This window comes from Colwellia sp. Bg11-28, from assembly GCF_002836245.1.
GTDB lineage: Bacteria > Pseudomonadota > Gammaproteobacteria > Enterobacterales > Alteromonadaceae > Colwellia > Colwellia psychrerythraea_A.
Genome location: NZ_PJBA01000018.1, coordinates 933,490 through 955,653 on the forward strand (window position 1 = coordinate 933,490; position 22,164 = coordinate 955,653).

Annotated in this window: 16 protein-coding genes and 2 tRNA genes; 11 read left to right on the forward strand and 7 right to left on the reverse strand. The window is 38.7% G+C overall.

Annotated features, from left to right (window positions below; genetic code table 11):
- Positions 1–2 precede the first annotated feature (2 nt).
- From CXF79_RS21240 to CXF79_RS21260, 5 genes are all read left to right on the forward strand, one after another.
- A complete protein-coding gene (locus CXF79_RS21240) occupies positions 3–1,331 on the forward strand; it encodes an efflux RND transporter periplasmic adaptor subunit (protein WP_232769278.1) in 1,329 nt (442 codons plus the stop codon).
- Positions 1,331–4,456 carry an efflux RND transporter permease subunit gene (locus tag CXF79_RS21245; RefSeq protein WP_101157744.1) on the forward strand — a complete coding sequence of 1,042 codons (3,126 nt, stop codon included), beginning with the start codon at positions 1,331–1,333 and terminating at the stop codon, positions 4,454–4,456. The genes CXF79_RS21240 and CXF79_RS21245 overlap by 1 nt, the downstream gene beginning before the upstream one ends.
- Positions 4,457–4,691: 235 nt before the next feature.
- A tRNA-His gene (locus CXF79_RS21250) sits at positions 4,692–4,767 on the forward strand.
- 46 nt (positions 4,768–4,813) lie between these two features.
- Positions 4,814–4,890, forward strand: a tRNA-Pro gene (locus CXF79_RS21255).
- A 251-nt stretch (positions 4,891–5,141) separates the two neighbouring features.
- Positions 5,142–5,621, forward strand: coding sequence for an aminoacyl-tRNA deacylase (locus CXF79_RS21260; RefSeq protein WP_101157746.1), 480 nt, complete (start codon positions 5,142–5,144; stop codon positions 5,619–5,621).
- A gap of 167 nt (positions 5,622–5,788) precedes the next feature.
- Here the strand turns inward: CXF79_RS21260 and CXF79_RS21265 are convergent, their stop codons facing one another.
- Positions 5,789–8,077: a bifunctional diguanylate cyclase/phosphodiesterase gene (locus CXF79_RS21265; protein ID WP_101157748.1), complete on the reverse strand. Its 2,289-nt coding sequence runs from the start codon at positions 8,075–8,077 to the stop codon at positions 5,789–5,791.
- Positions 8,078–8,507: 430 nt separating this feature from the next.
- Between CXF79_RS21265 and CXF79_RS21270 the strand changes: the two genes are divergently transcribed.
- The 4 genes from CXF79_RS21270 (at position 8,508) to CXF79_RS21285 (ending at position 11,774) form a co-directional block, all read left to right on the forward strand.
- A complete protein-coding gene (locus tag CXF79_RS21270) occupies positions 8,508–9,383 on the forward strand; it encodes a helix-turn-helix domain-containing protein (RefSeq protein WP_101157750.1) in 876 nt (291 codons plus the stop codon).
- Between the two features lie 88 nt (positions 9,384–9,471).
- Positions 9,472–10,335: a nuclear transport factor 2 family protein gene (locus CXF79_RS21275; protein ID WP_101157752.1), complete on the forward strand. Its 864-nt coding sequence runs from the start codon at positions 9,472–9,474 to the stop codon at positions 10,333–10,335.
- A 407-nt stretch (positions 10,336–10,742) separates the two neighbouring features.
- Positions 10,743–11,351 (forward strand): PEP-CTERM sorting domain-containing protein, encoded by a 609-nt coding sequence (locus CXF79_RS21280; RefSeq protein WP_101157754.1) that lies wholly within the window; start codon positions 10,743–10,745, stop codon positions 11,349–11,351.
- 204 nt (positions 11,352–11,555) lie between these two features.
- Complete coding sequence (locus tag CXF79_RS21285) at positions 11,556–11,774, forward strand: TIGR02922 family protein (protein WP_101157756.1); 219 nt, start codon at positions 11,556–11,558, stop codon at positions 11,772–11,774.
- A gap of 109 nt (positions 11,775–11,883) precedes the next feature.
- On the opposite strand, the gene dsdC is transcribed toward CXF79_RS21285, so the two are convergent.
- The gene (gene dsdC / locus CXF79_RS21290; RefSeq protein ID WP_101157758.1) at positions 11,884–12,843 is read right to left on the reverse strand and encodes a DNA-binding transcriptional regulator DsdC; all 960 of its coding nucleotides are present in this window, start codon (positions 12,841–12,843) and stop codon (positions 11,884–11,886) included.
- Between the two features lie 228 nt (positions 12,844–13,071).
- Here dsdC and CXF79_RS21295 point away from each other — a divergent pair, with 228 nt between their 5' ends.
- On the forward strand, positions 13,072–14,403 hold the full coding sequence (locus CXF79_RS21295; protein WP_101157760.1) for a D-serine ammonia-lyase: 1,332 nt from the start codon (positions 13,072–13,074) through the stop codon (positions 14,401–14,403).
- A gap of 74 nt (positions 14,404–14,477) precedes the next feature.
- Here CXF79_RS21295 and lhgO read toward each other — a convergent pair whose 3' ends face one another.
- Together lhgO and glaH are read right to left on the reverse strand one after the other, a co-directional pair.
- Entirely contained in the window at positions 14,478–15,677 is a 1,200-nt protein-coding gene (lhgO, locus tag CXF79_RS21300) for an L-2-hydroxyglutarate oxidase (RefSeq protein WP_101157762.1), read from the reverse strand.
- A gap of 15 nt (positions 15,678–15,692) precedes the next feature.
- Positions 15,693–16,655 carry a glutarate dioxygenase GlaH gene (gene glaH / locus CXF79_RS21305; protein WP_101157764.1) on the reverse strand — a complete coding sequence of 321 codons (963 nt, stop codon included), beginning with the start codon at positions 16,653–16,655 and terminating at the stop codon, positions 15,693–15,695.
- Between the two features lie 177 nt (positions 16,656–16,832).
- Here glaH and CXF79_RS21310 point away from each other — a divergent pair, with 177 nt between their 5' ends.
- Positions 16,833–17,714: a LysR family transcriptional regulator gene (locus CXF79_RS21310; protein ID WP_101157766.1), complete on the forward strand. Its 882-nt coding sequence runs from the start codon at positions 16,833–16,835 to the stop codon at positions 17,712–17,714.
- A gap of 113 nt (positions 17,715–17,827) precedes the next feature.
- Here CXF79_RS21310 and CXF79_RS21315 read toward each other — a convergent pair whose 3' ends face one another.
- From CXF79_RS21315 to CXF79_RS21325, 3 genes are all read right to left on the reverse strand, one after another.
- Positions 17,828–19,183 carry an aspartate aminotransferase family protein gene (locus CXF79_RS21315; protein ID WP_011045388.1) on the reverse strand — a complete coding sequence of 452 codons (1,356 nt, stop codon included), beginning with the start codon at positions 19,181–19,183 and terminating at the stop codon, positions 17,828–17,830.
- Positions 19,184–19,263: 80 nt separating this feature from the next.
- The gene (gene gabT / locus CXF79_RS21320) at positions 19,264–20,550 is read right to left on the reverse strand and encodes a 4-aminobutyrate--2-oxoglutarate transaminase (RefSeq protein ID WP_011045389.1); all 1,287 of its coding nucleotides are present in this window, start codon (positions 20,548–20,550) and stop codon (positions 19,264–19,266) included.
- 101 nt (positions 20,551–20,651) lie between these two features.
- Positions 20,652–22,136 (reverse strand): NAD-dependent succinate-semialdehyde dehydrogenase, encoded by a 1,485-nt coding sequence (locus CXF79_RS21325; RefSeq protein WP_011045390.1) that lies wholly within the window; start codon positions 22,134–22,136, stop codon positions 20,652–20,654.
- Between the last annotated feature and the right edge of the window lie 28 nt (positions 22,137–22,164).

The following is a 22,164-nucleotide window of genomic DNA, read 5'->3' on the forward strand; positions in this document are numbered from 1 at the left end:
CCATGTCTCTCATCAATGAAAATAAAAGTTCAAATTATAAAAAAATATTATTGCCGGTCATTATTATCATTGCCACCTTAGTATTAATGATGGTTATTTTTAAAAACCCACCAACAAGTAACCGTGGAACGCCTTCAAAAGCACCGCAAATGACAGTGGAAATCATCACACTTACACCTCAAACCTATCAAGTGATGGTACAAAGTTTTGGTACCGTCAAACCAAGAACTCAAAGTGTGCTTTTCGCCCAAGTTTCAGGACAAATTAATTACGTAAGTAAACAATTTAGAGCGGGTGGTTTTTTCGAGCAAGGTGACATATTAATCCAACTTGATGATAGAGATCATCTCGCTGAAGTTAACATTGCTCAAGCAAGTCTAATGTCAGCCAAACAAATTTTACAAGAAGAAGACGCACGGGTAAAACAAGCAAAAGCTGACTGGAAAAGGCTTGGCAATGGTAAAGCGCCTAATGCATTAGTATTACGTCAACCTCAATATGAATCGGCAAAAGCGCAAGTACTTTCTGCAGAAGCTCAGCTGGATAAAGTAAAATTATCGCGAGAACGGACAAGTATTGTTGCACCTTACGCCGGCCGTATATTAAAGAAAAATGTTGATATTGGTCAGGTGATTTCAAGTAATACCCAGTTAGCCGATATTTTTGCTGTTGATTATGTCGAGATTCGCCTACCGATAAAAAACAAAGACTTACCGCTAATGAAATTGCCTGAAGAGTACCGTAATGCTCATGAGCAGTCCGAAACTAGTCGTTCTAACAGTAATAATACTGATAACAATAACTCTACGATTAGTAATGTTGTTATTTCGTCTGATCTGATGGGCGATCAAGTATGGCAGGGAAAGATTGTTCGTACTGAAAGCGCCATTGATGAAGTATCGCAGCAACTCTATGTCGTGGCACAAATTATTCGCCCATACGACGGCGAGTATAATCAAGGTGCGCAAATAAAAATGGGCCAATATGTGACTGCGGAAATTACCGGGCGAGAAGTCGACAATGCCTTAGTAATACCGAGCAGTGCCATTTATCAAGGCAGCTATGTGTATATAGTTGAAGACGGCTTATTGATGCGTAAAGAGATTAAATTAGGATGGCAAAACGGTACTGAGTCTATCGTCACGCAAGGATTAATCGCGGGTGACCAGTTAGTACTAACCTCATTAGGGCAAGTCAGTTCAGGCACACCGGTTGCCATTGCAGGTCGAACGCCTAGCAAAAAATCAAAAAGCCCTAAAGAGCGCCGTCAAAAATCAGAGCAAATAGCCAAAAAATCAACCACAACACCTGCTACTAAGGTGAATAACTAATGATTGCTTGGTTCGCACGAAATCATGTTGCCGCCAACTTACTATTAATTACCATTTTAATAGCAGGTTTATTTAGTTTATCTAATCGCATTCCACTGGAAGTGTTTCCCTCTTTTGCCACCGACCGTATTAACGTTAATGTGTCATTACGCGGCGCTACCCCAGAGGACGTGGAAAAGAGTATATCTATCCGCATAGAAGAGGCCGTGCAAGATTTAGAAGGCGTCAAACAAATTGCTAGCCGTTCACAAGAAGGCTCTTCAGCGGTCAATATTGAAGTTGAGTCAGGCTACGACCCTCGCGAGATGCTCGCCGATATAAAAAGCCGTGTTGACGAAATAAATACTTTTCCTGCTGATGCAGAAAAACCCGTAGTCTCTTTAGCGACACGTAAACGTGAAGTTATTGCCGTGACTATTGCCAGCATCTATAGCGAGAAAGAAACTCGTGAATTCGCTGAAAAAGTCAGAGATGATTTATTAAAAATACCCGCGATTACCCAAGTGGAACTCAGTGGTGTGCGCGACTACGAAATATCGATTGAAGTACCTCAAGATAAATTACGTCAATATGATTTAACCATAGCGAAAATATCTTCTGCTATTTCAGATTCAAGTACTGATATTTCTGCTGGTAATTTAAAAACCAAAGGTGGTGATATTCTGTTGCGCTCAAAAGGCCAAGCCTATCGCAAAGACGAGTTTGAAAAAATAGCCATTAAAACTAATGTTGATGGTTCTATCATTCGCCTAAGTGATATTGCCATCATCAAAGATGACTTTGAAGAAACCCCTGTTCGTACTCGTTTCAACGGTAAACAAGCCGCATTTATAGATGTTTATCGAATCGGTCAACAAAGCGCGATTGACGTTGCCGATGCCGTAAGAACCTATATTAATGATCAACAAAGTACATTGCCTGTAGGCGTTGAATTAAGTTTTTGGGATGACGATTCTCAAATCGTGAAAAATCGTATTTCGACATTAACAACCAGTGCCTTACAAGGCGGTATCTTAGTACTAGCCTTATTAACCTTGTTCCTCAGACCCTCCATTGCCTTCTGGGTATTTATTGGCATTCCGATTTCTTTTATGGGCGCCTTTATTATGATGCCGGTGTTTGGTGTCACCTTAAATATCATGAGTTTGTTTGGCTTTATCTTGGTATTGGGTATTGTGGTCGATGATGCCATTGTCACCGGAGAAAATATTTATACTCATCTAAAAACGTCAGAATCAGGTGAAATGGCAGCCATTCGTGGCACCGAAGAAGTTGCCACGCCAGTAACTTTTGGTGTATTAACAACCGTAGCAGCATTTCTGCCACTGGCCTTTATTGAAGGTGCACGTGGCGCTTTATTTGCGCAAATTCCAGTGATCGTTATTCCGGTATTGATATTCTCTTTAATAGAATCAAAATTCGTTTTGCCTTCGCATTTAAAACACTTAAAACTACGTTCAGAAAAAGAAAAACAATCAAAGTTTAGTCAACTACAGCAATCATTCGCTGATGGTTTCGAGCGAGCGATAATCCGTTTTTACCAGCCCTTATTGAAACGTGCCATAAGCAACAAGACCACCACCTTAGTTGGTTTTGTCGGCGTTTTCTTAGTTATTCTTGCCCTTATTATGAGTGGTTGGACTAAGTTTATATTCTTTCCGCGAATCCCTAGTGAAACCGTAAGAGCAACACTAACCCTACCTGCAGGTACACCATTTGAAGTAACCAATAAGTATATTATTAAAATGGCTGAAAAAGCAGATGAGCTGAAACAGAAATATATTGAGCCATCAACTAACAGCAGTGTCATTATCAATATATTAGCCACCACTGGCGGTCGTGGTGGTGCTTCAAACTCAGGCAGTGTTCGTTTTGAAATCACGCCACCAGAGTCACGTGAACTTGCCATCTCCTCTCGTGAACTAGTTCGTGAATGGCGCAATTTAATTGGACCTATTCCTGGTGCGGAAAGCATTACCTTTAGAGCGGAGATTGGTCGTTCGTCAGACCCCATTCATGTTCAGTTTAAAGCAAGTTCACTAGACACATTGAAAGAGATAACTGATAAAGTGAAAGTCAGACTAGCCACCTACCCTACGGTATTTGATATTGCTGATAGTTTGTCTAATGGTAAAGAAGAGCTGCAAATTGAATTAACCGAACAAGGTAAAGCGTTAGGGTTAACCCGAGTTAGTATCTCAAACCAAGTAAGGCGTTCTTTCTTTGGCTCACAAGTTCAACGCATCCAACGCGGTAGAGATGATGTACGGGTAATGGTTCGTCTACCCATAGAGGAACGCCGCACCATGGCTGATTTAGAAGATATTCTTGTGGTCACGCCTTCAGGGGGCTCAGTACCACTATCTCATGTTGCCAAGCTTATCCCTGGTAAAAGTCCGTCGACCATTTCAAGAATTGATCGCTACCGCACAGCCAATGTAAGTGCTGATGTTGAAAAATCAAATACTAACATGACGGTGCTGCAAGCTGATTTAAAAAGCTATTTAGATGAGTTAATAGTGCAATATCCAGGCGTTAGCCACTCCCTTGAAGGCGAGGCGAAAGAGCAGCGTGAATCTTTTGGCTCGCTTGGTTGGGCACTGGTCTTTGTCTTCTTTATTATTTATGCGTTGTTAGCTATTCCTTTCAAGTCTTATATTCAACCAATCATCGTCATGAGCATAATTCCTTTTGGCATGATAGGTGCTGTTATTGGTCACTGGATTATGGGTATGGAATTAACCATCATGAGCTTACTAGGCATGTTGGCGCTAATCGGCGTAGTCGTGAATGACTCGCTAGTATTAGTAGATTTTATCAATAAAAAACGCAGCGAAGGCGGTGAGTTAATGGAAGCGGTGTTAACTGCAGGTGCGGCTAGATTTAGACCGGTAATGTTAACCAGTTTGACTACCTTTATTGGTTTAATGCCGTTGTTGTTTGAACAATCGACACAAGCACAGTTTTTAATCCCTATGGCAGTATCATTAGGTTTTGGTATTTTATTCGCCACTTTCATCACCTTGATACTAGTACCGGTCAATTATTTAATTGTTGAACGTTTAAAAAGCTTATTTTCATCAGAGTCACCTATCGACCAACAAAATATCGCTGCACAAGCCTAGGTGGTAATCCCTGCTCTTCACTTATCCTTGAGCAGGCTTATACGAAAAATTAGGGGGTAAATACGGATAAAGTTGCACTTTAGTTAAGCAATTTATGATTTTTCAAAATATTTACTAAAAAAGTAACATAAAACGCATTTTTTTCTTGTCAACAAGCAACGAAATGCAATACAATCGCCGCGCTGTTAAAGAGCAGCACTCATATTTCTATAATATGTATCAGTACACCTCAGTGGTGGCTATAGCTCAGTTGGTAGAGCCCCGGATTGTGATTCCGGTTGTCGAGGGTTCAAGTCCCTTTAGCCACCCCATCTTTAACTCTCCATAAGTTAAAGAATAGAAGTACGAAAAGATAATCGGTGATTAGCGCAGCTTGGTAGCGCACTTGGTTTGGGTCCAAGGGGTCGCAAGTTCGAATCTTGCATCACCGACCACTTTTAAATATCCTCCTCTGAAAACACACACAACAAATTTACAACTCATAAACTGCTCCTGTGTATATCCTGTATTCTGTTAAATCTATAACGATCATATTACTATCTAACTACTGTAGTGAGTCTCTTGAAACTCAACCCCTATGTTTATCTTTTACATGAGTTGCTGACTCGAGCAACTTGGCAACAACTGGTTAAAAAAAACTCACCTCCTATACTTTAGATGAACCAAATATAATGTGGAGGTTCCTATGACTATTTCTAACCGACTCGACTCCTACTTAACCGCACAGAATATATCTTTTCAGGCCATTGAACATGATCACAGTGCAAGCTCTTTTGATAGTGCTATTACGGCGAAGATTCCCCTGAACCAAATAGCCAAAGCTGTCATTTTAAAAGACCATGAAGATAGAAAATTAATGGCTGTATTACCTGCTAAAAATAAAATAAGCTTATCTGTAATTAATGATGAGCTATTCGGCAGTTACAAGTTACTTAAAGAAAAAGAAGTCTATCGCATGTTTAGTGACTGTGAGCATGGGGCTATTCCGCCCGTAGGTGAGGCTTTCAATATGCAAATGATATGCGATGAGCTATTAGACCAATTAGATTATGTTTATATTGAAGCTGGTGATCATCGAAAGTTATTACGTATTAACAATGAAGATTTTAAAATCATGACTGCAAATAGTAAACATTTGCGTTTTAGTAATGAAGTTTTTCATTAATGGTGATGATCTATGTCTTCTGATTCTGCGCCACAGCGTTGCTTCTAACTTGGTGAGTACTGATGTATCGCCTCAGATGAGTACAGGAGCAACTACTGCAGAAGGATAGATTAGTGAACGGTAACTAACAAAATCAGTTACAGGCTCAACAAACTCTTAATCATCAATTACTGTCCTGTTAATTTTCTACCTAATAATTTTGAAATTTGATTGGCACTAACGGGTTTACTAAAAAAATACCCCTGTGCATAATCGCAACCAAGCTCCTGAAGCATAGTCGCTTGTTCTTCGCTTTCAATACCTTCAGCTGTAATTTTATGCTCAAGGTTATGCCCCATTTCAATCATCGAACCAACCAAAAGTTTTGCTTTATGGTCGACAAGAATGTCATCGATAAAATATTTATCAATTTTTAAGTAGTCTACATTAAGATGTTTCAGTGAGGCGAAGGATGAATAACCAACACCGAAATCATCAATTGCCAGTAATATACCCAGCTCTTTTAAATGCTCAAAAACGGCAAGATTTTCTGGGTTAGTCTGTATCACCCCTTCAGTCACTTCTAGTTCAAGATCACCCGGCAATATTCCTGTTTCTTTAATAACACGCTTGATCAGTGGCACCAGATCACTATCAAGAAAATGACTTGGTGATATATTAACAGCCATTATAATTGAAGAAAAACCAGCTTCCTTCCACAACGTTGACTGGTTACAAGCTGTTTTCAAGACCCATTCAGTGAGTGGTTTTATCATGCCGATTTGTTCGGCCATGCTGATAAAGTCTACTGGAGAAACCTGACCGAGCAGTGGATGATTCCAACGAGATAAAGCTTCAACGCCTATGATGTTGCCCGATTTAATATCAACTTTTGGTTGATAAACGAGTGACAATTGTTGTTGTTCTATCGCTTCTCTTAAATGTTGTTCTATTTTAAAACGGTATTCTGCTTTATCGGTTAGCTCTTTCTTATAAAAAGCAAACCTATTTTTTCCAAGATCCTTCGCCGCATACAGCGCAGTATCTGCTGCTTTTAATATAGTTTGTAGGTCGATGCCATCGTCGGGATAGTGTGCAATACCAATGCTACAGGCTGGTGTAAACTTTCTTCCAGCTAGCTCTACAGGTTTTGATATCAGTTCAAGACAACGTTGAGCAACGTGAGCAGCACCGTAGTCATCCATCACATTATTAACGGCAATACAAAATTCATCGCCACTAAGGCGAGCAATATAATCAATTTCACGACATGCGCTTTTTAAACGCTGTGCAACTTTCTTAAGGAGTAAGTCTCCAACGTCATGCCCTAGACTATCGTTAACCGTCTTAAAATTATCAAGATCGATATATAACAGGCCAAACTTGTTTTTTTCACGTGCTGATATTTTTACTAACTCTTCAATGTTTATATAAAAATGGGGGCGGCTGGAAAGCTTAGTTAGCTCATCGGTATAGGCTAAGTTTTGAATACGTTTTTGATTTTGTTCTCGCTCCATGACAATACCAGCAAGTCGAGCTGCTGATGTAAGATCATTAGATTCTTGTTCGTTAGGCAATGCCGGATAGTCATGATACATACCAAAAGCTCCTAATACTTTTCCAGAAGAGCTTTTAATAGGTTCTGACCAACAACTGCGCATACCATAAGGAAGTGCTACGTACTTTAAGTCAGCCCACTTAGGATCAGTTGCAATATTTTCGACAAGTACTCGTTTTCCGGTATAAGTAGATGTACCGCAGGAGCCAACTTGTGGGCCATATTCAAGACCATGTACTGCTTTGCAATAAGATTTTGGTAGGCTAGGTGCACCCGCATGTAACAGCTTCCCCCCCTTTAATTCGAGCATTGAACAACGTAATCCAGAGTGACGCTCTTCGTACATTAACGCAATTTCAGCATAGATTTTAGAGGCGGGCTTGCCTTTGGCAATTAGCTCAAGAATTTTGGTATTTCTTTCATTGAAAAATTCTGATTTTTTTTGTTGTGTTATATCAACATGGGTACCAATTAAACGTATTGTCTCATTATTCTCACCGCGGGTTACTTTAAAAGCACGAGAGCGAATAAAAACGTCATGGCCTACTTTATGGCGCATACGCATTTCAACTTCAAATGTGTCTACTTCCCCAGATAAGAATTTCTGAACATTCTTTAGGACAAAACCTTTATCATCAACATGAACCATTGCAGCCCAGGTACTTAACGTATTTTCGAGCTCATGTTCACTGTAACCCAGCATACTTTTCCAGCGAGGGGAGTAATAAACATCATCCGTAGCTAAATCCCAATCCCACAGACCATCCGATGCACCGCGCATAGCCAGAGCAAAGCGCTCTTCACTATTAAGAAGTTCCGCGGTACGAACGTCTTTACTTAGATGTGCTGCGACAAGCTCTGAACGTAATTGCTCAATCTCTTTTTGTAGCTGTGTTTCTTTGTTCGCTATTTCTGTCATATATCCTCAAATCACTACATCAAATAATACAAACAGTTTGAGTTTTATTATTTGTAAAGCCTAACTAGGAAAAATGACATTCCTTCACATATTTAAACTAGCAAACAATGTTAAATACACAAAGCTGTATATTTGTGGTCAGAGCTGTTTATATTGGTTAAGGAATACGTATAGTACTTTCATTAACAATATTAATGATAGATGACTTTTGCTAGCTTGCTGATTTTACTATCTAATTATGGAACGATTGTAACTAAGATCTCCTAGTTACAATCTATTCATATGAAAACTTAGTTAAGTGGAAAGCTAAGCTTTAATTTTGCTAATTACTGCTAACGTTAATTTTATCGTCACCGTATCAATAAATCACTATACAAACGTGATTTATTATTTTAAAAGTAAGTTACCTAGAGAAGTAAATTAGTAATAGATGAACATACCAAAAGTGCAATTCAACCCCAAGGTTCATAAAAATATTGGGATAGAAATCATTGAATTATCTGATATCTATAAGCGCTCTGATGATGACATTGAAAATTTTATTGCAAAACCACACCGTATAAAATTTCACAATATATTGTACATAACGCAAGGTCGCGGAACACACTTTATTGATTTCAATACCTATACTACTCAAGCTGGAAGTGTTGTTTATATTAATAAAAACCAAGTTCACGCATTTGATTTAATCAACCAACCACAAGGTAAGCTGATTATTTTTACTGATGAATACCTTGATACTATTCTTACCACGATCAAAACGCCTTTATCCGCTCATAACTATCTACTTACCTCCTATTCGCCTACCTTTTCATTATCAAAAAAAATAAGAAACACCTGTGACGTACTGCTCACAGAGATTGAAAAGGAATATCAAGTAAAAGACCCTAATTTGAATTTCTTAAACTTAATATTTTCGGCAGTATTAACCAAGCTATCAAGTGAGCGACCTCGATCTTTTGAGCAATATTTGAGTGAATCTCGTACGGAAAAATTTATGACATTCATTGAGTTACTTGAAGTAAATTATACCAACACACGCGATGCAAAAATATATGCTGACATGTTGCATATGACGTATAAGTCGCTTAATCAAATCTGTAAGCTGGCAACAAAACAAACGACAAAGCAACTAATTAATGCGTATATCATTTTAGAAGCAAAGCGAAAGCTTTCAATTGAAAATATCCGCGTTCAGCAACTTGCTGACGAATTAGGCTTTGATGAGGTCACTAACTTCGTAAAGTACTTCAAAAAGAACACTCTTCTCACCCCTTCACAATTCAAAAAATTAAACCAAGGTTAGATATTTACCATTTTTATGCCTCAATTCACCTGAACAGTTACTAAGCAACAACATATAATTCCCTCATCTTATTTAGAAGGAAATAACGATGAAAAAAAGCTTTTTAACGACTGTCGTAGCAGGATTGTTAACCATCACTGCCTGTAACGCTACCCCTGTGAATTCGGAGATAAAGATGAATATATCAAATCAAGAAAAAGCCATTGCCTTACTTAATAGTATTGAAACCGGTGACCAAACCGCTATTAGTTATGTAAATCCAGTAAAGTATACCCAGCACAACTTGGCTGTAGGAGATGGATTAGCTGGTTTTGGTGCTGTTTTACAAGCCTTACCTAAAAATAGTGCCAAGGTAAATGTAGCGCGTTCATTTACTGATGGGGAATATGTATTTACTCACACTGACTATAACTTTTTTGGCCCCAAAATTGGTTTTGATTTGTTTAGATTTGAAGACGGTTTGATTGTCGAGCACTGGGATAATTTAGACGATAAATCAGCAACACCAAATCCAAGCGGACGTAGCCAAATAGATGGTCCAACAACAGTGGATGATTTAGATAAGACAGATGAAAACAAAACATTAGTGGCAAACTTTGTTGATAGCATATTAGTTAAGGGGCAATTTGATCAATTAAGCGCCTTCTTTGAGGGCGACTTTTACCATCAGCATAATACGGTAATCGCCGACGGTTTATCCGGATTAGGTCAAGCGCTGGAAGCAATGGCGAAAAACGGCATTAAAATGGTCTATACCAAAAATCATAAGATACTCGGTGAAGGTAACTTTGTATTAAGTATCAGTGAAGGCTCTTTTGCCGATAAGCCGACTTCATTTTACGATTTATTCCGTGTTGAAAATGGAAAAATTGTTGAGCACTGGGATGTAATGGAAACGATTATTCCAAAAGAGCAATGGAAAAATACAAACGGTAAATTCGGTAATTTATAATTAATTTGTTTGAAATATTAAAGAGAGATATCGCGCACTTCAACACGATACCTTTCTTTAATCATTGTCTGAAATTAGCGTTTATATCCGCATCCTTACCATAGATAAACCAGTACCATTTAGCTTCATCAGGGGCAATCAACAGTGTTTTCAATAGTTATATTCCAAGTCAAAGGCTAGAGATACTATCCCATCACACAGTTAAAATTAATATAATCAGCTGGTTGACGAGTGAAAGATGTCAGGCTATTTTACAGTTAATATATATTCGTCAAGGTATTTCCTTTATCATACTGTAATAGCTCACTATTATTAACTTGGCGTGTTTTGTGCTTTATATTACGAAACATAAGTGATGACGTATCCACCTTCGTATACTGTGTGAAGGAATTAAAAGGAATATCAATATGAACAAATCAATTTTTAAAATGCTTGGACTAGCCTGTGTGTTGTTATTTGCAACATCATCAAATGCCACAATAATAACACTTGACGAACTTCCTGGTGGAAGCTTTAGATATCAATCTTTACCGATTTACACTGAAGCTGGATTTGAAATATCAGTTAGCTGCACGAACTGTATTAATGTAATCAGTACATTAAATGAATCTGCAAACTATGCTAATAGAACTGGAGCAATCGGCTGGGGAGCAAACAGCCGCTTTCTTGAAACATGGAATAGCCAAGCAATTTTCATATTATCAGCGACTTCAGGACAGAATTTTGATTTCCTTGGAATGGATATGGGTTGGTATAACAACAGTACCAGCAACGCCAGTTGGGAACTTACCAGCTTAGATAGTGCCAATAATCAGATTAACCAAGTAGATGTGATCGGCAAAGGCAATTTTGCTTTCAATATGACAGGCGTTAATTCAATCCAATTCCGTAATCTTTCTGGTTTTAGCTCATTCGATAACCTAGTTGTATCAGAAGTACCTGAGCCTTCTACTATTGCTATTTTCGCATTGGGCTTGATTGGTTTTGCTTCTCGTCGATTTAAGAATCCATCTTAATAATTTAAAAATAATCAAATTCTATAAAACATCAACGATAATCGTTGGTGTTTTTTTTTGGCTATACTGTGACTAATCTACTTAGCTATAGATGCCTATTGATTTAAATCTAAATAAAAAAATAGCACCTATGGGATAATACTTAGCTGCTTATTTCAAATTTTTTGACATAATATCAAAGTAAAATAATTATAAGAGTCCAGTATGAAAAAAACATTAACTCAAGTGACCATCATTTATTATCAGGTTGAGTCCCTTGAATTACTACATGAAGTAAAATCCTTTCCAAAAAATCATCAAGGAAGAGTTGTCTTACCTGAAGAATTTAAAAAGGGTAAATCAATTATTGCTGTATGTGAAGGTGAAATTACCATTTTAAACAAGGTTGGCGATCGTATTTTGTCCGTAGGTAAAATTGCTTAAGCAATTTTTTATTTGAATAGAATAAAGTTAATAGTGTTACTTTGACCAGCCGTTGATCAACTTTTATTTACTCTAATTAACAGGTAACACGTACGTTCGTGATTAAACATCACGGCATACGTGAAAACTCTTCGTTTTGTACTTCATTTTTTAGCCATTCAATAAATAATTCTATTTTTGTGTTTTTATTATTAGGTAACGTAGCAACATAATACCGCTGTGGACACAGAATTTTTTTATCAAGAAAGGGTTTAATCAACTCTCCTCTCTTAATTTGATTACTGATAAGACTCTCCCTACCCATTGCTACACCAGCATTATTCATAGCTGCGATAACGGCCAAATCTGAGCGGTCAAACCTGATACTAGCACTGGAAGCTAAGCAGTTTATATTGAAATTGTTTGCCCATAATGCCCATTCATCTGTGTTGGAATCATATCCCCATGCTTGGTTATCATGTAACAACGTACACTGACTTAAATTATTAATCTTGCCTATTAAATCAAATTCTTCAGCGTACTCCGGGCTACATACCGGTACTATCGTCTCTGTCATAATATCTTGACAATATAACTTACTCGGTTGTTTTTCATCAAAATAAATTGCTACATCAATGCCATGTCCATGAAAGTTGATATTTTCATTTCCCGTCAAGATGTTGAGTGAAATAGCAGGGTATTGCTTTTGAAAACCGGCAATTCTAGTCACCAACCAGCATTGCGCAAAAGAAGGTCGAGAATAAACAGTTAACTCACCAGAAATTTCATTGCTTTTTACCTCGAGTATTTCCTGATTTAAGCTACTAAATGAGGACTTTACCGCGATATAAATGCGTTCACCTTCCTTGGTTAACTCAATTTTTCGGTGTGAGCGTTTAAATAACAAAATACCTAATTCGCTCTCCAAGGCATTTATTCGATGAGATATGGCACTTGGCGTCATCGACAGCTCTTCCGCCGCAAGAGAGAAAGAACAGTGCCTAGCGGCCACTTCAAAGGTATGCATTTTAGACAGTTGAAAACTATTTAACCGTTTATTGTTAGAGATAACATTGTCTTGAGTATACATAACGCAGGCTATTCCATGGACGATTTTCGACAAGTTCAAACAACAACAATACCATCATGCACAACATAAAATAACTCAAATTCAATAATATCCTGCTTTCTTAACGATTTTCACCTTCTTGTTTATATCTAACTCATGTGAAGTTGAATTATCATCATTTGTCAGTCAGTGACGATTATTGTTTAATACTATTAAGCACAACATCATAAAGCGGATTGAGAGGTAATAATGAACAACGATAACATTGCACAGCTAATAGCTGACTTTCCCCTCATAAAAAAAATGGTTGAACTAAAAGAGGTAAGCTGGTTTAACCCTAATATTACTTCGCTGCAAGAAGGCCTTCCTTATGTCGGACTTGATAACAATAATATTCAAGATGCCAGTGACCGATTAGCACGTTTTGCCCCCTACATGGTAAAGGCATTCCCCGAAACGGCCACAACCAATGGCATTATTGAATCTGACGTAGTTGAAATTTCAGCAATGAAATCGCAACTAGAGCAGCAATATGAAGTAGAAATTCAAGGTAAACTGCTGCTAAAAAAAGACAGTCACCTGCCCATTTCAGGTTCAATCAAAGCGCGTGGTGGCATTTATGAAGTATTGACACATGCTGAAAAACTAGCAATAAAAGCAGAGGTGCTTGAGCTTTCAGATGATTACAGTAAGCTATTTACCGAAGAGTTTAAGTCCTTTTTTAGCCAGTACAGCATCGCTGTTGGTTCAACGGGAAACCTTGGTATGTCTATTGGTATTATGAGCGCAAAACTAGGTTTTTCAGTGAGTGTGCATATGTCTGCAGACGCGCGCCAGTGGAAAAAAGAAAAACTCCGCTCTCATGGTGTTAATGTTGTTGAATACACTGAAGACTATGGTGTAGCCGTAGAGCAAGGTCGCAAGGAAGCTAAAAATAATCCCGAGTGCTTCTTTATCGATGATGAAAACTCCCAAACACTATTTTTAGGCTACTCCGTTGCCGGTGAAAGACTGAAACAACAGTTTGATGCTATGCATATTGTGGTAGATGAAAATAATCCACTATTTGTCTACCTGCCCTGCGGCGTCGGTGGTGGTCCTGGTGGCGTAGCATTTGGGCTGAAGATGGCTTTTGGTGACAACGTGCATTGTATATTTTCCGAGCCAACACATTCCCCTTGCATGTTACTTGGAATTCTCACTGGATTACATGATGGCATTGCCGTTCAAGATATCGGCATCGATAATATTACCGCTGCTGATGGCCTGGCTGTTGGAAGAGCTTCTGGCTTTGTTGGCCGGGCAATGGAAAGACTGTTAGATGGTTTTTATACCATCAGCGATCAGAGAATGTATGATCTGCTTGGGCTATTAAATAAGGTAGAAGGTATTCAATTAGAGCCCTCTGCAATGGCTGGTATGTTAGGCCCCATTGTTGTTGCTAACAGTGATGAATATCTAAAACGTATAGAGATGAGCAATGAAAAATTGGTAAACGCAACACACCTTATTTGGGCTACGGGGGGCGGCATGGTTCCGGCGGCAGAAATGCAAAAATATCTATCAAAAGCTGGTAGCTAATCTTATTATGGTCCAATGAGCTAGCCGCTTCAATAAGAATAGAAAAAGAGCAAGTTGCTCTTTTTTAATTTAGATTACGAACAAAAATGTTCACTGACTTTATCAACAATATAACCACCAATGGGGATGGCCGAAGTCGCTGCTGGCGATGGCGCATTACAGACATTAATTGTTCGCTCGCTATTAGCAAACAAGAAATCATGCACTAAACTGCCATCATTCATTACTGCTTGCGCACGAATACCTGCAGGATATGATTTGAGATCTGATAGCTCTATTGAGGGGCAATATTTTCGCACCAAGGTTAAATAACCCTTTTTAAAGAGTGAATTTTTAAACTCAGTAATGCCAGAACTCAAGTTTTTCCACAGTACTTTCCAGAAGCCAGCAAACATCACCATTTCTTTAATATCACGTAAGTTAATATTAACTTTGCCATAACCTTCTCGTTTAAAACCCAATACCGCATTGGGACCAACAGTGACACTGCCATCAATCATCCGAGTTAAATGCACACCTAAAAAAGGTAATGTTGGATCAGGAATCGGATATATTAAGTGATTAACAATGGCGTTTTTATTCGCTGGCAACTGATAGTACTCACCACGAAACGGTACAATTTGAAAATCGACTTTAATATCTAACATTTTAACCACACGATCAGCCATTAAACCTGAGCACGTGATTAAGTAACGGCTAGAAAATTCACCTTGGTTTGTACTCACGCGAATCTCTTCTGCCGTTTCCTTTAACTGAGTTACTTTGGTATTTAGTCTGCATTCACCGCCCAAAGACTGAAATTCCTGCGCCATTTTAATGGTAATGAGTTGGTAATCGACAATGCCTGTCGATCTAACCAAAATAGCGCCAAGCCCGGTAATATTAGGCTCCTCAATTTTAAGTTGCTGCTTATCTAATAACTCCACTTCAATATTATTCTTTTGGCAGCGTTGATAAAGCGCCTCCATGCGCTTTACTTCTAATTCATTGGTGGCAACCAACAACTTACCGCATTGATTAAAAGGAATATTATGTTGCTGACAAAAATTGATAGTGGCATCTACCCCTGCTCGACAAAACTTAGCCTTTAAACTGCCAGGCTCATAATATACGCCAGCATGAATAACACCGCTATTATGTCCAGTTTGATGAGTGGCAAATTCACTTTCTTTTTCCAATAATAATACTTTTTTATCTGGATAGCGTTGTTTTAGCTGCCAAGCAGTCGATACACCAACAATACCACCGCCAATAATTATGTAGTCATAGATCATATAAATACCTTAGCTTTACGATTTCAGTTTTGCGTTTTCACAATAAGCACCGCGCTGACGCAGTAATTCACGATAAAGTCCTTTATCGGCGACAAATTTATCACGACCATGTAACCAAGCGTGGTTATTCACCACTAACATACTGCCCACAGGAACACGGACATTAAAGGTATTTTTTTCTGCTTCTAATGATGTACCTATTTCATATAAATACTGACCTTGGCGCATATTTAAAGGTTCAGCAAATTGATCGATAAATAGCATTTTAGGTCGACCATTATCATCTTCTTCGAAAAACACCGGATGTTGCATTTTATAAGTAATATTTTTACTCGCTGGCGATGTCCATTGAATATCTTCTTTCGCCAACGGATGATTATAGAATTTTTCTAAATCTTGCCATTCATCTACATGTAATAACAAAGAATCACCGCCCGCCATATTCTCTTCCGCTATTTTTTGCATAATAACCCAGTCGGTGCGTTCCTCTACATAGGTGCCATCATTGTGTAATTCCATACGTCGATGAGCTTGACGTAAATAACTATCACTATTATCTTCATTTTTTACGCTGAATCGCGCATAAAACTTGCCATACATAGCATCTAAATTAGGTACACCAATTAAGTGAGAAACAGCAGTCGATAATAAAATATTGAACTCAAGCTGATCAAATTCAGCCGCAACAGGCTCGCATTGCAACATAAAGGCACCCGTATCTCTATTCTTGATTATACCTAACAGTAAGGCACCTAAAGTATTATTAGTGAGGTTATTAAGAATACCCGCAACATGAAAACGCAAAAATGGCTTGTACTCTATCGCCTGCACTCCTAACGGTAATGCCTGTTCAATAAATCCTTTTACTGTTTCAGAGCTTAGCTTTATCACTTGTAAACGTGGATTCGCTGCAAATGGAGCTACCGAAAAGCCATATGGAATTGATTCATTGTTTAATTTTATTGCTGATGTATTCATTTTATCACCCTCTTATGCTTTTGATTTAAAACCTAGATAGTAAATGGCTAACGACTGCTAGCTTCACTGTAATTTTTATTGGTCTTCATTAGTGTTTTACTCTATCTAGAAAGCGAGAATAAATATAATATATAGTTTTTATAATTTTCATAACTTTTACTTATCGGTGACGTTACTATGAATTTAAAGCGCCTTGAATATTTTTGTCAATTAGCCATGTTGGGCAACTTTACTCGGGCTGCACATAAAATTGGCATTGCTCAACCAGCACTGACCATTGCGATTCAAAAGCTAGAACAAGAAGTTGGATTGAAGTTAATTAATCGGGCTGAAAAAAACGCCTTATTAACCGCTGAAGGTGAAGTATTATATAAACTGGCAACCCAGTTATTAAGCCAAGCAAAACAGCTTGAAATAGAGTTAGAAGAACTCAAAGACCTAGAGCAAGGCACTATTCGATTTGGTGTTTCTGCTATGATGGGCTCTTATTACTTCCCCAAAGTACTAGCAACATTTAAACAAAAGTATCCAAAAATAAAAATGCATTTGGTTGATCAAGGCACAGCTGCACTTGAGAAAATGTTACTCAATGGCGAACTTGATTTAGCCTTAGTTCGCAGTGATTCAGAGAACCCACAACTGCGCTACACTGAGCTTTTTAATGAGGAGGTTGTTGCAGCCATGGCCAGCTCTCATCCGCTAGCTAATGAGCAAAGCATATCACTCGCACAATTTTGTCAGCAGCCATTGGTACTATTTCATGAAGGGTATTTCTTGCGTGAAGTCATTAGTCAATATTCAAAAAAAAATCACTTAGCCTTAGATATTCGTATGGAAACGAATCTTATTGAACTGCAAAAATCATTGGTGCGTAGTGAGGTGGGAATTACCACTTGTCTATCGCGTATTTTACAAAACGAACAGCAGATGACATCAACTCCCTTTGAGCCAAAAATTGAATTTAAGCTGAGTTTGGCATGGAAAAAAAATCACTACCTCTCTAAAGCCAGTAAAGCTTTTATGACACATTTAAGCTCAACGCTTGATCCTATGGGCTAAACTTGAAAAATTGGCTCTCAACTGCAGAGAACGATGAATTCAAAGCCCCATATAAAAAAGCCACTACTGATGAGTAGTGGCTTTCTTTATACAAAATCTAAACTAATTTGAATTTAGATAAGGTTATAGAACCTTGCTGTATCGTCTAATGTCTTTTTAGCTTTCTCTATTAACTCATCAATTTCGGCTTTGGTAATAACCAAAGGTGGTGAGATAACCATGATGTCGCCACATGAACGCATAATTAAACCATTATCCATTGAATAATCACGACAAACACCACCACCAGCGGCATTAGGGGCTAAACGTTCTTTAGTTGCCTTATCTTTAACAAGTTCAATTGCTGCAACCATGCCTAAACCACGCGCTTCACCCACAATAGGATGGTCCGCAAGTTCTTGCCAGCGTTGCTGTAAGTAAGGTGATATTTCACTTTTAACTTGATCAACAATACCTTCCGATTCTAAAATTTCGATATTTTTTAGTGCGACAGCCGCCGCTACCGGATGACCTGAATAAGTGTAACCATGGTTAAAGTCTGCACCTTCTCCGATCACTACATCAGCAACTTTATCTGAAATGATAACGCCGCCAATAGGCAAATAACCTGAAGACATTCCTTTAGCGATAGTAATCATGTCTGGTTTTAAATCAAAGTATTCACTCGCGAACCATTCGCCTGTACGACCAAAACCTGAAATAACTTCGTCTAAAATAAAGAGAATATCGTACTTGGCTAGAATTCTTTTAATTTCAGGCCAGTAGCTATCTGGAGGTGTTATAACCCCACCAGCACCTTGGAAAGGTTCTGCAATAAAAGCAGCAACGTTCTCTTCGCCTACTTCTAATATTTTAGCTTCCAATGATTGGGCTGCTTTAAGTCCAAATTCATCTTGAGACAAATCGCCACCTTCAGCAAACCAATAAGGTTGATCAACATGCACAATACCATCAATAGGTAAGTCACCTTGTTCATGCATATAACCCATTCCACCTAGGCTTGCCGCAGCAACAGTAGAACCATGATACGCATTTTTACGACTGATAAAGGTTTTCTTCGTTGGTTTGCCTTTTAAGTCCCAGTATCTACGCACCATTCTAAAGTTTGTGTCATTCGCATCAGAGCCTGAGCCAGTAAAAAATACTTTATTCATATGAGCAGGCGCAAGAGAAGCTATTTTTGCTGCCAGGTTAGTTGCTGGTGCCGTGGTTGTTTTAAAGAACAAGTTGTAATAAGGCAGTTCTGTCATTTGTTGACTTGCTGCTTCAACGAGCTCTTTACGACCATAACCAATATTTACACACCACAAACCCGCCATACCATCGAGATATTTTTTACCATTATCTTCATAGATATAAACACCTTCCGCTTTAGATATTAATTTAATACCTTTTTCTGCTAGCTCTTTATTATCACTAAATGGTTGAAAGTGATGTGCTGTATTTTTCTGCTGAAATTCTGATTTCATAACATAACCTTTTAATTTTTATTATAAATTATCCGCTCTATGAGAGCGGTCTGTTTAAAACGTTTTTTAAAAATTACACTCTACTTAGCAAGCTCTTTGAACATGTTTTCGAACGCATCTAAGCCTTCTGTTAATACTTCATCTGTGATGGTTAGTGGTGGTAAGAAACGGATAACATTTCCGTAAAAACCACACGCAAGCAATACCAAACCATTTTTAGCCGCATGAGCGATAATAGCTTGGGTTAATTCAGTATTTGGTTGCTCTGCATCACCGTTTTGGATTAATTCCATGGCAATCATTGAACCTTGATTACGTACTTCTAAAACTAGTTCAGGGAATGCCGTTTTTAACTGGCTTAAACGGTGGTTAAATTGTTCACCAATGTGTGCTGAACGCTCAACTAAACTTTCTTCTTCGATAATATCTAAAACCGCTAAAGCAGCAGCACAAGCGACAGGAGAACCACCATAAGTTCCGCCTAAACCACCTGGCAATGGTGCATCCATCACTTCACTTTTACCCACAACGGCTGCGATTGGGAAACCACCCGCAATGCCTTTTGCCATGGTCATTAAATCTGCTTCAACCCCTGAATGTTCAAAAGCAAACATTTTACCGGTACGGCCAAAGCCCGTTTGGATCTCATCAGCAATTAACATAATTCCATGCTGATCACAGAGTTGACGTAAGGCTTGCAAAAATTCAGTAGGTGCCGCATAAAAACCGCCCTCACCTTGTACAGGTTCAACAATAATGGCTGCAACATCGCTAGGTGCGATATCGACTTTAAATAAATTCTCTAGGGCTTTTAACGATTGCTTAACCGTAATGTCATGGCATTCGATTGGGAATGGGGCATGAAAAATATCACCAGGAAATGGGCCAAATAAGTTTTTATAAGGTGTGATTTTACCTGTTAGCGCCATGGTTAAGTTGGTACGTCCGTGAAAACCACCATTAAAGGCAATAACACCACGACGACCAGTATGGGCACGAGCAATTTTCACACAGTTCTCAACGGCTTCAGCACCTGTTGAAACAAATATCGCTTTTTTCTCAGAATCACCTGGGGCGATATCGATTAGTTTTTCTGCTAATTCAACAGCAACTTCATAAGGGTTAACCATCACACAAGTATGACTAAATTTATCTAACTGTGCTTTTGCAGCAGCGACAACTTTTGGATGACTATGACCGGTATTACACACCGCAATACCCGCACCAAAGTCGATATAGCGATTACCTTCTACATCCCATATTTCTGAGTTTTCTGCACGCTCTACATACACTGGGTACATATTGCCTTGGCCACGAGCGATCACTTTAGTCTTTCTGTTTTGTAACTCTTGATTTGATGTTGTCATTGTATTGTCTCTAAATTCTTTTCTTGTATTAAATAGCGAGAGAGTCATTTTTATAGCTCTCTCAACATAATATAAATTGAGTTAAATTTACCTAAACTAGGTTATTTATCTAAACCGCCCATACATAGGTATTTAATTTCTAAGTAATCGTCTAAACCGTATTTTGAACCTTCGCGGCCGTTACCTGATTGCTTAACACCGCCAAATGGAGCAGCAGCGTTAGAAATAATGCCTTCATTGATACCTACCATGCCAAACTCAAGGCCTTCAGCTACTCGCCAAACCGTACCAATATCACGAGAATAGAAATACGCCGCTAAGCCGTATTCTGTATCGTTGGCAAGTTCAATCGCTTCTTCTTCAGTTTCAAAAGCAATAATAGGTGAAACTGGACCAAAGATTTCATTGGCTGCAATGGGCATATCATTGGTTACGCCAGTTAGAATTGTTGGCTGATAGAACAGTTCACCTGCTTCTGAGCGCTGTCCGCCAAAGGCAACTTTCGCACCTGCCGCAATAGAGTCAGCAACCAGTTTTTCAACATCACAAACCGCTTTATCTGAAATCATTGGGCCAAGGTTAACGCCCTCGACTAAACCATCACCAATGTGCAATTCAGCTACTGCATTTTTGAATTTTTCGGTAAATTCTTCTAATACGCCTTGTTGTACAAGAATACGATTGGTACAAACACACGTTTGACCTGCATTACGGTATTTAGAAATAATCGCACCTTGTACTGCAGCATCAATGTCGGCATCGTTAAAAACAATAAAGGGTGCATTACCTCCTAATTCCATTGATACTTTTTTCACCGTTGTTGCACATTGAGTTAATAATAATTTACCAACACCTGTCGAACCGGTGAAAGTGAATTTTGCAACATCAGGATGTTGCGTTAATACTTGTCCCATGCCGCGAGAGTTACTACCAACAACAACGTTAAATACGCCAGCAGGAATACCTGCTCGCTCAGCTAATTCAGCCATTGCTAATGCCGACAACGGTGTAGATTCAGACGGTCTAACCACAAAAGTACAACCTGCAGCTAACGCCGCCGCCGCTTTACGGGCGATCATCGCATTTGGGAAGTTCCATGGGGTAATAGAAGCAACCACGCCAACGGGTTGTTTAATAACAACAATTTTTTTATCACTCGAAAGTGCAGGGATGGTATCGCCGTAAACGCGTTTACCTTCTTCAGCGAACCATTCTAAAAATGCCGCACCGTAGGCAATTTCACCTTTAGCTTCAGCTAAAGGTTTACCTTGCTCTAACGTTAGGATACGTCCTAGGTCATCTTGATTTTCCATGACTAAATTAAACCAGTTACGTAACAGAGTTGCACGTTCGTTGGCCGATTTAGCTGACCACATTTTTAATGCACCTTTGGCAGCAGACACGGCCAATTCAGTTTCGGCTACATCAGCATTACTCACTTGAGCAACAACTTCCCCAGTCGATGGGTTGATTACTGGGAATTGTGTTTCACTACTATGCCAACTGCCGTTAATATATGAAAAGGGTTTGATAAGCTGGCTGTCTTTTATGCCCGCGGCTTCTAAATTACAAGTAACTTCAGTCATGGTTTTATCTCACTAGTTATTTAATAAA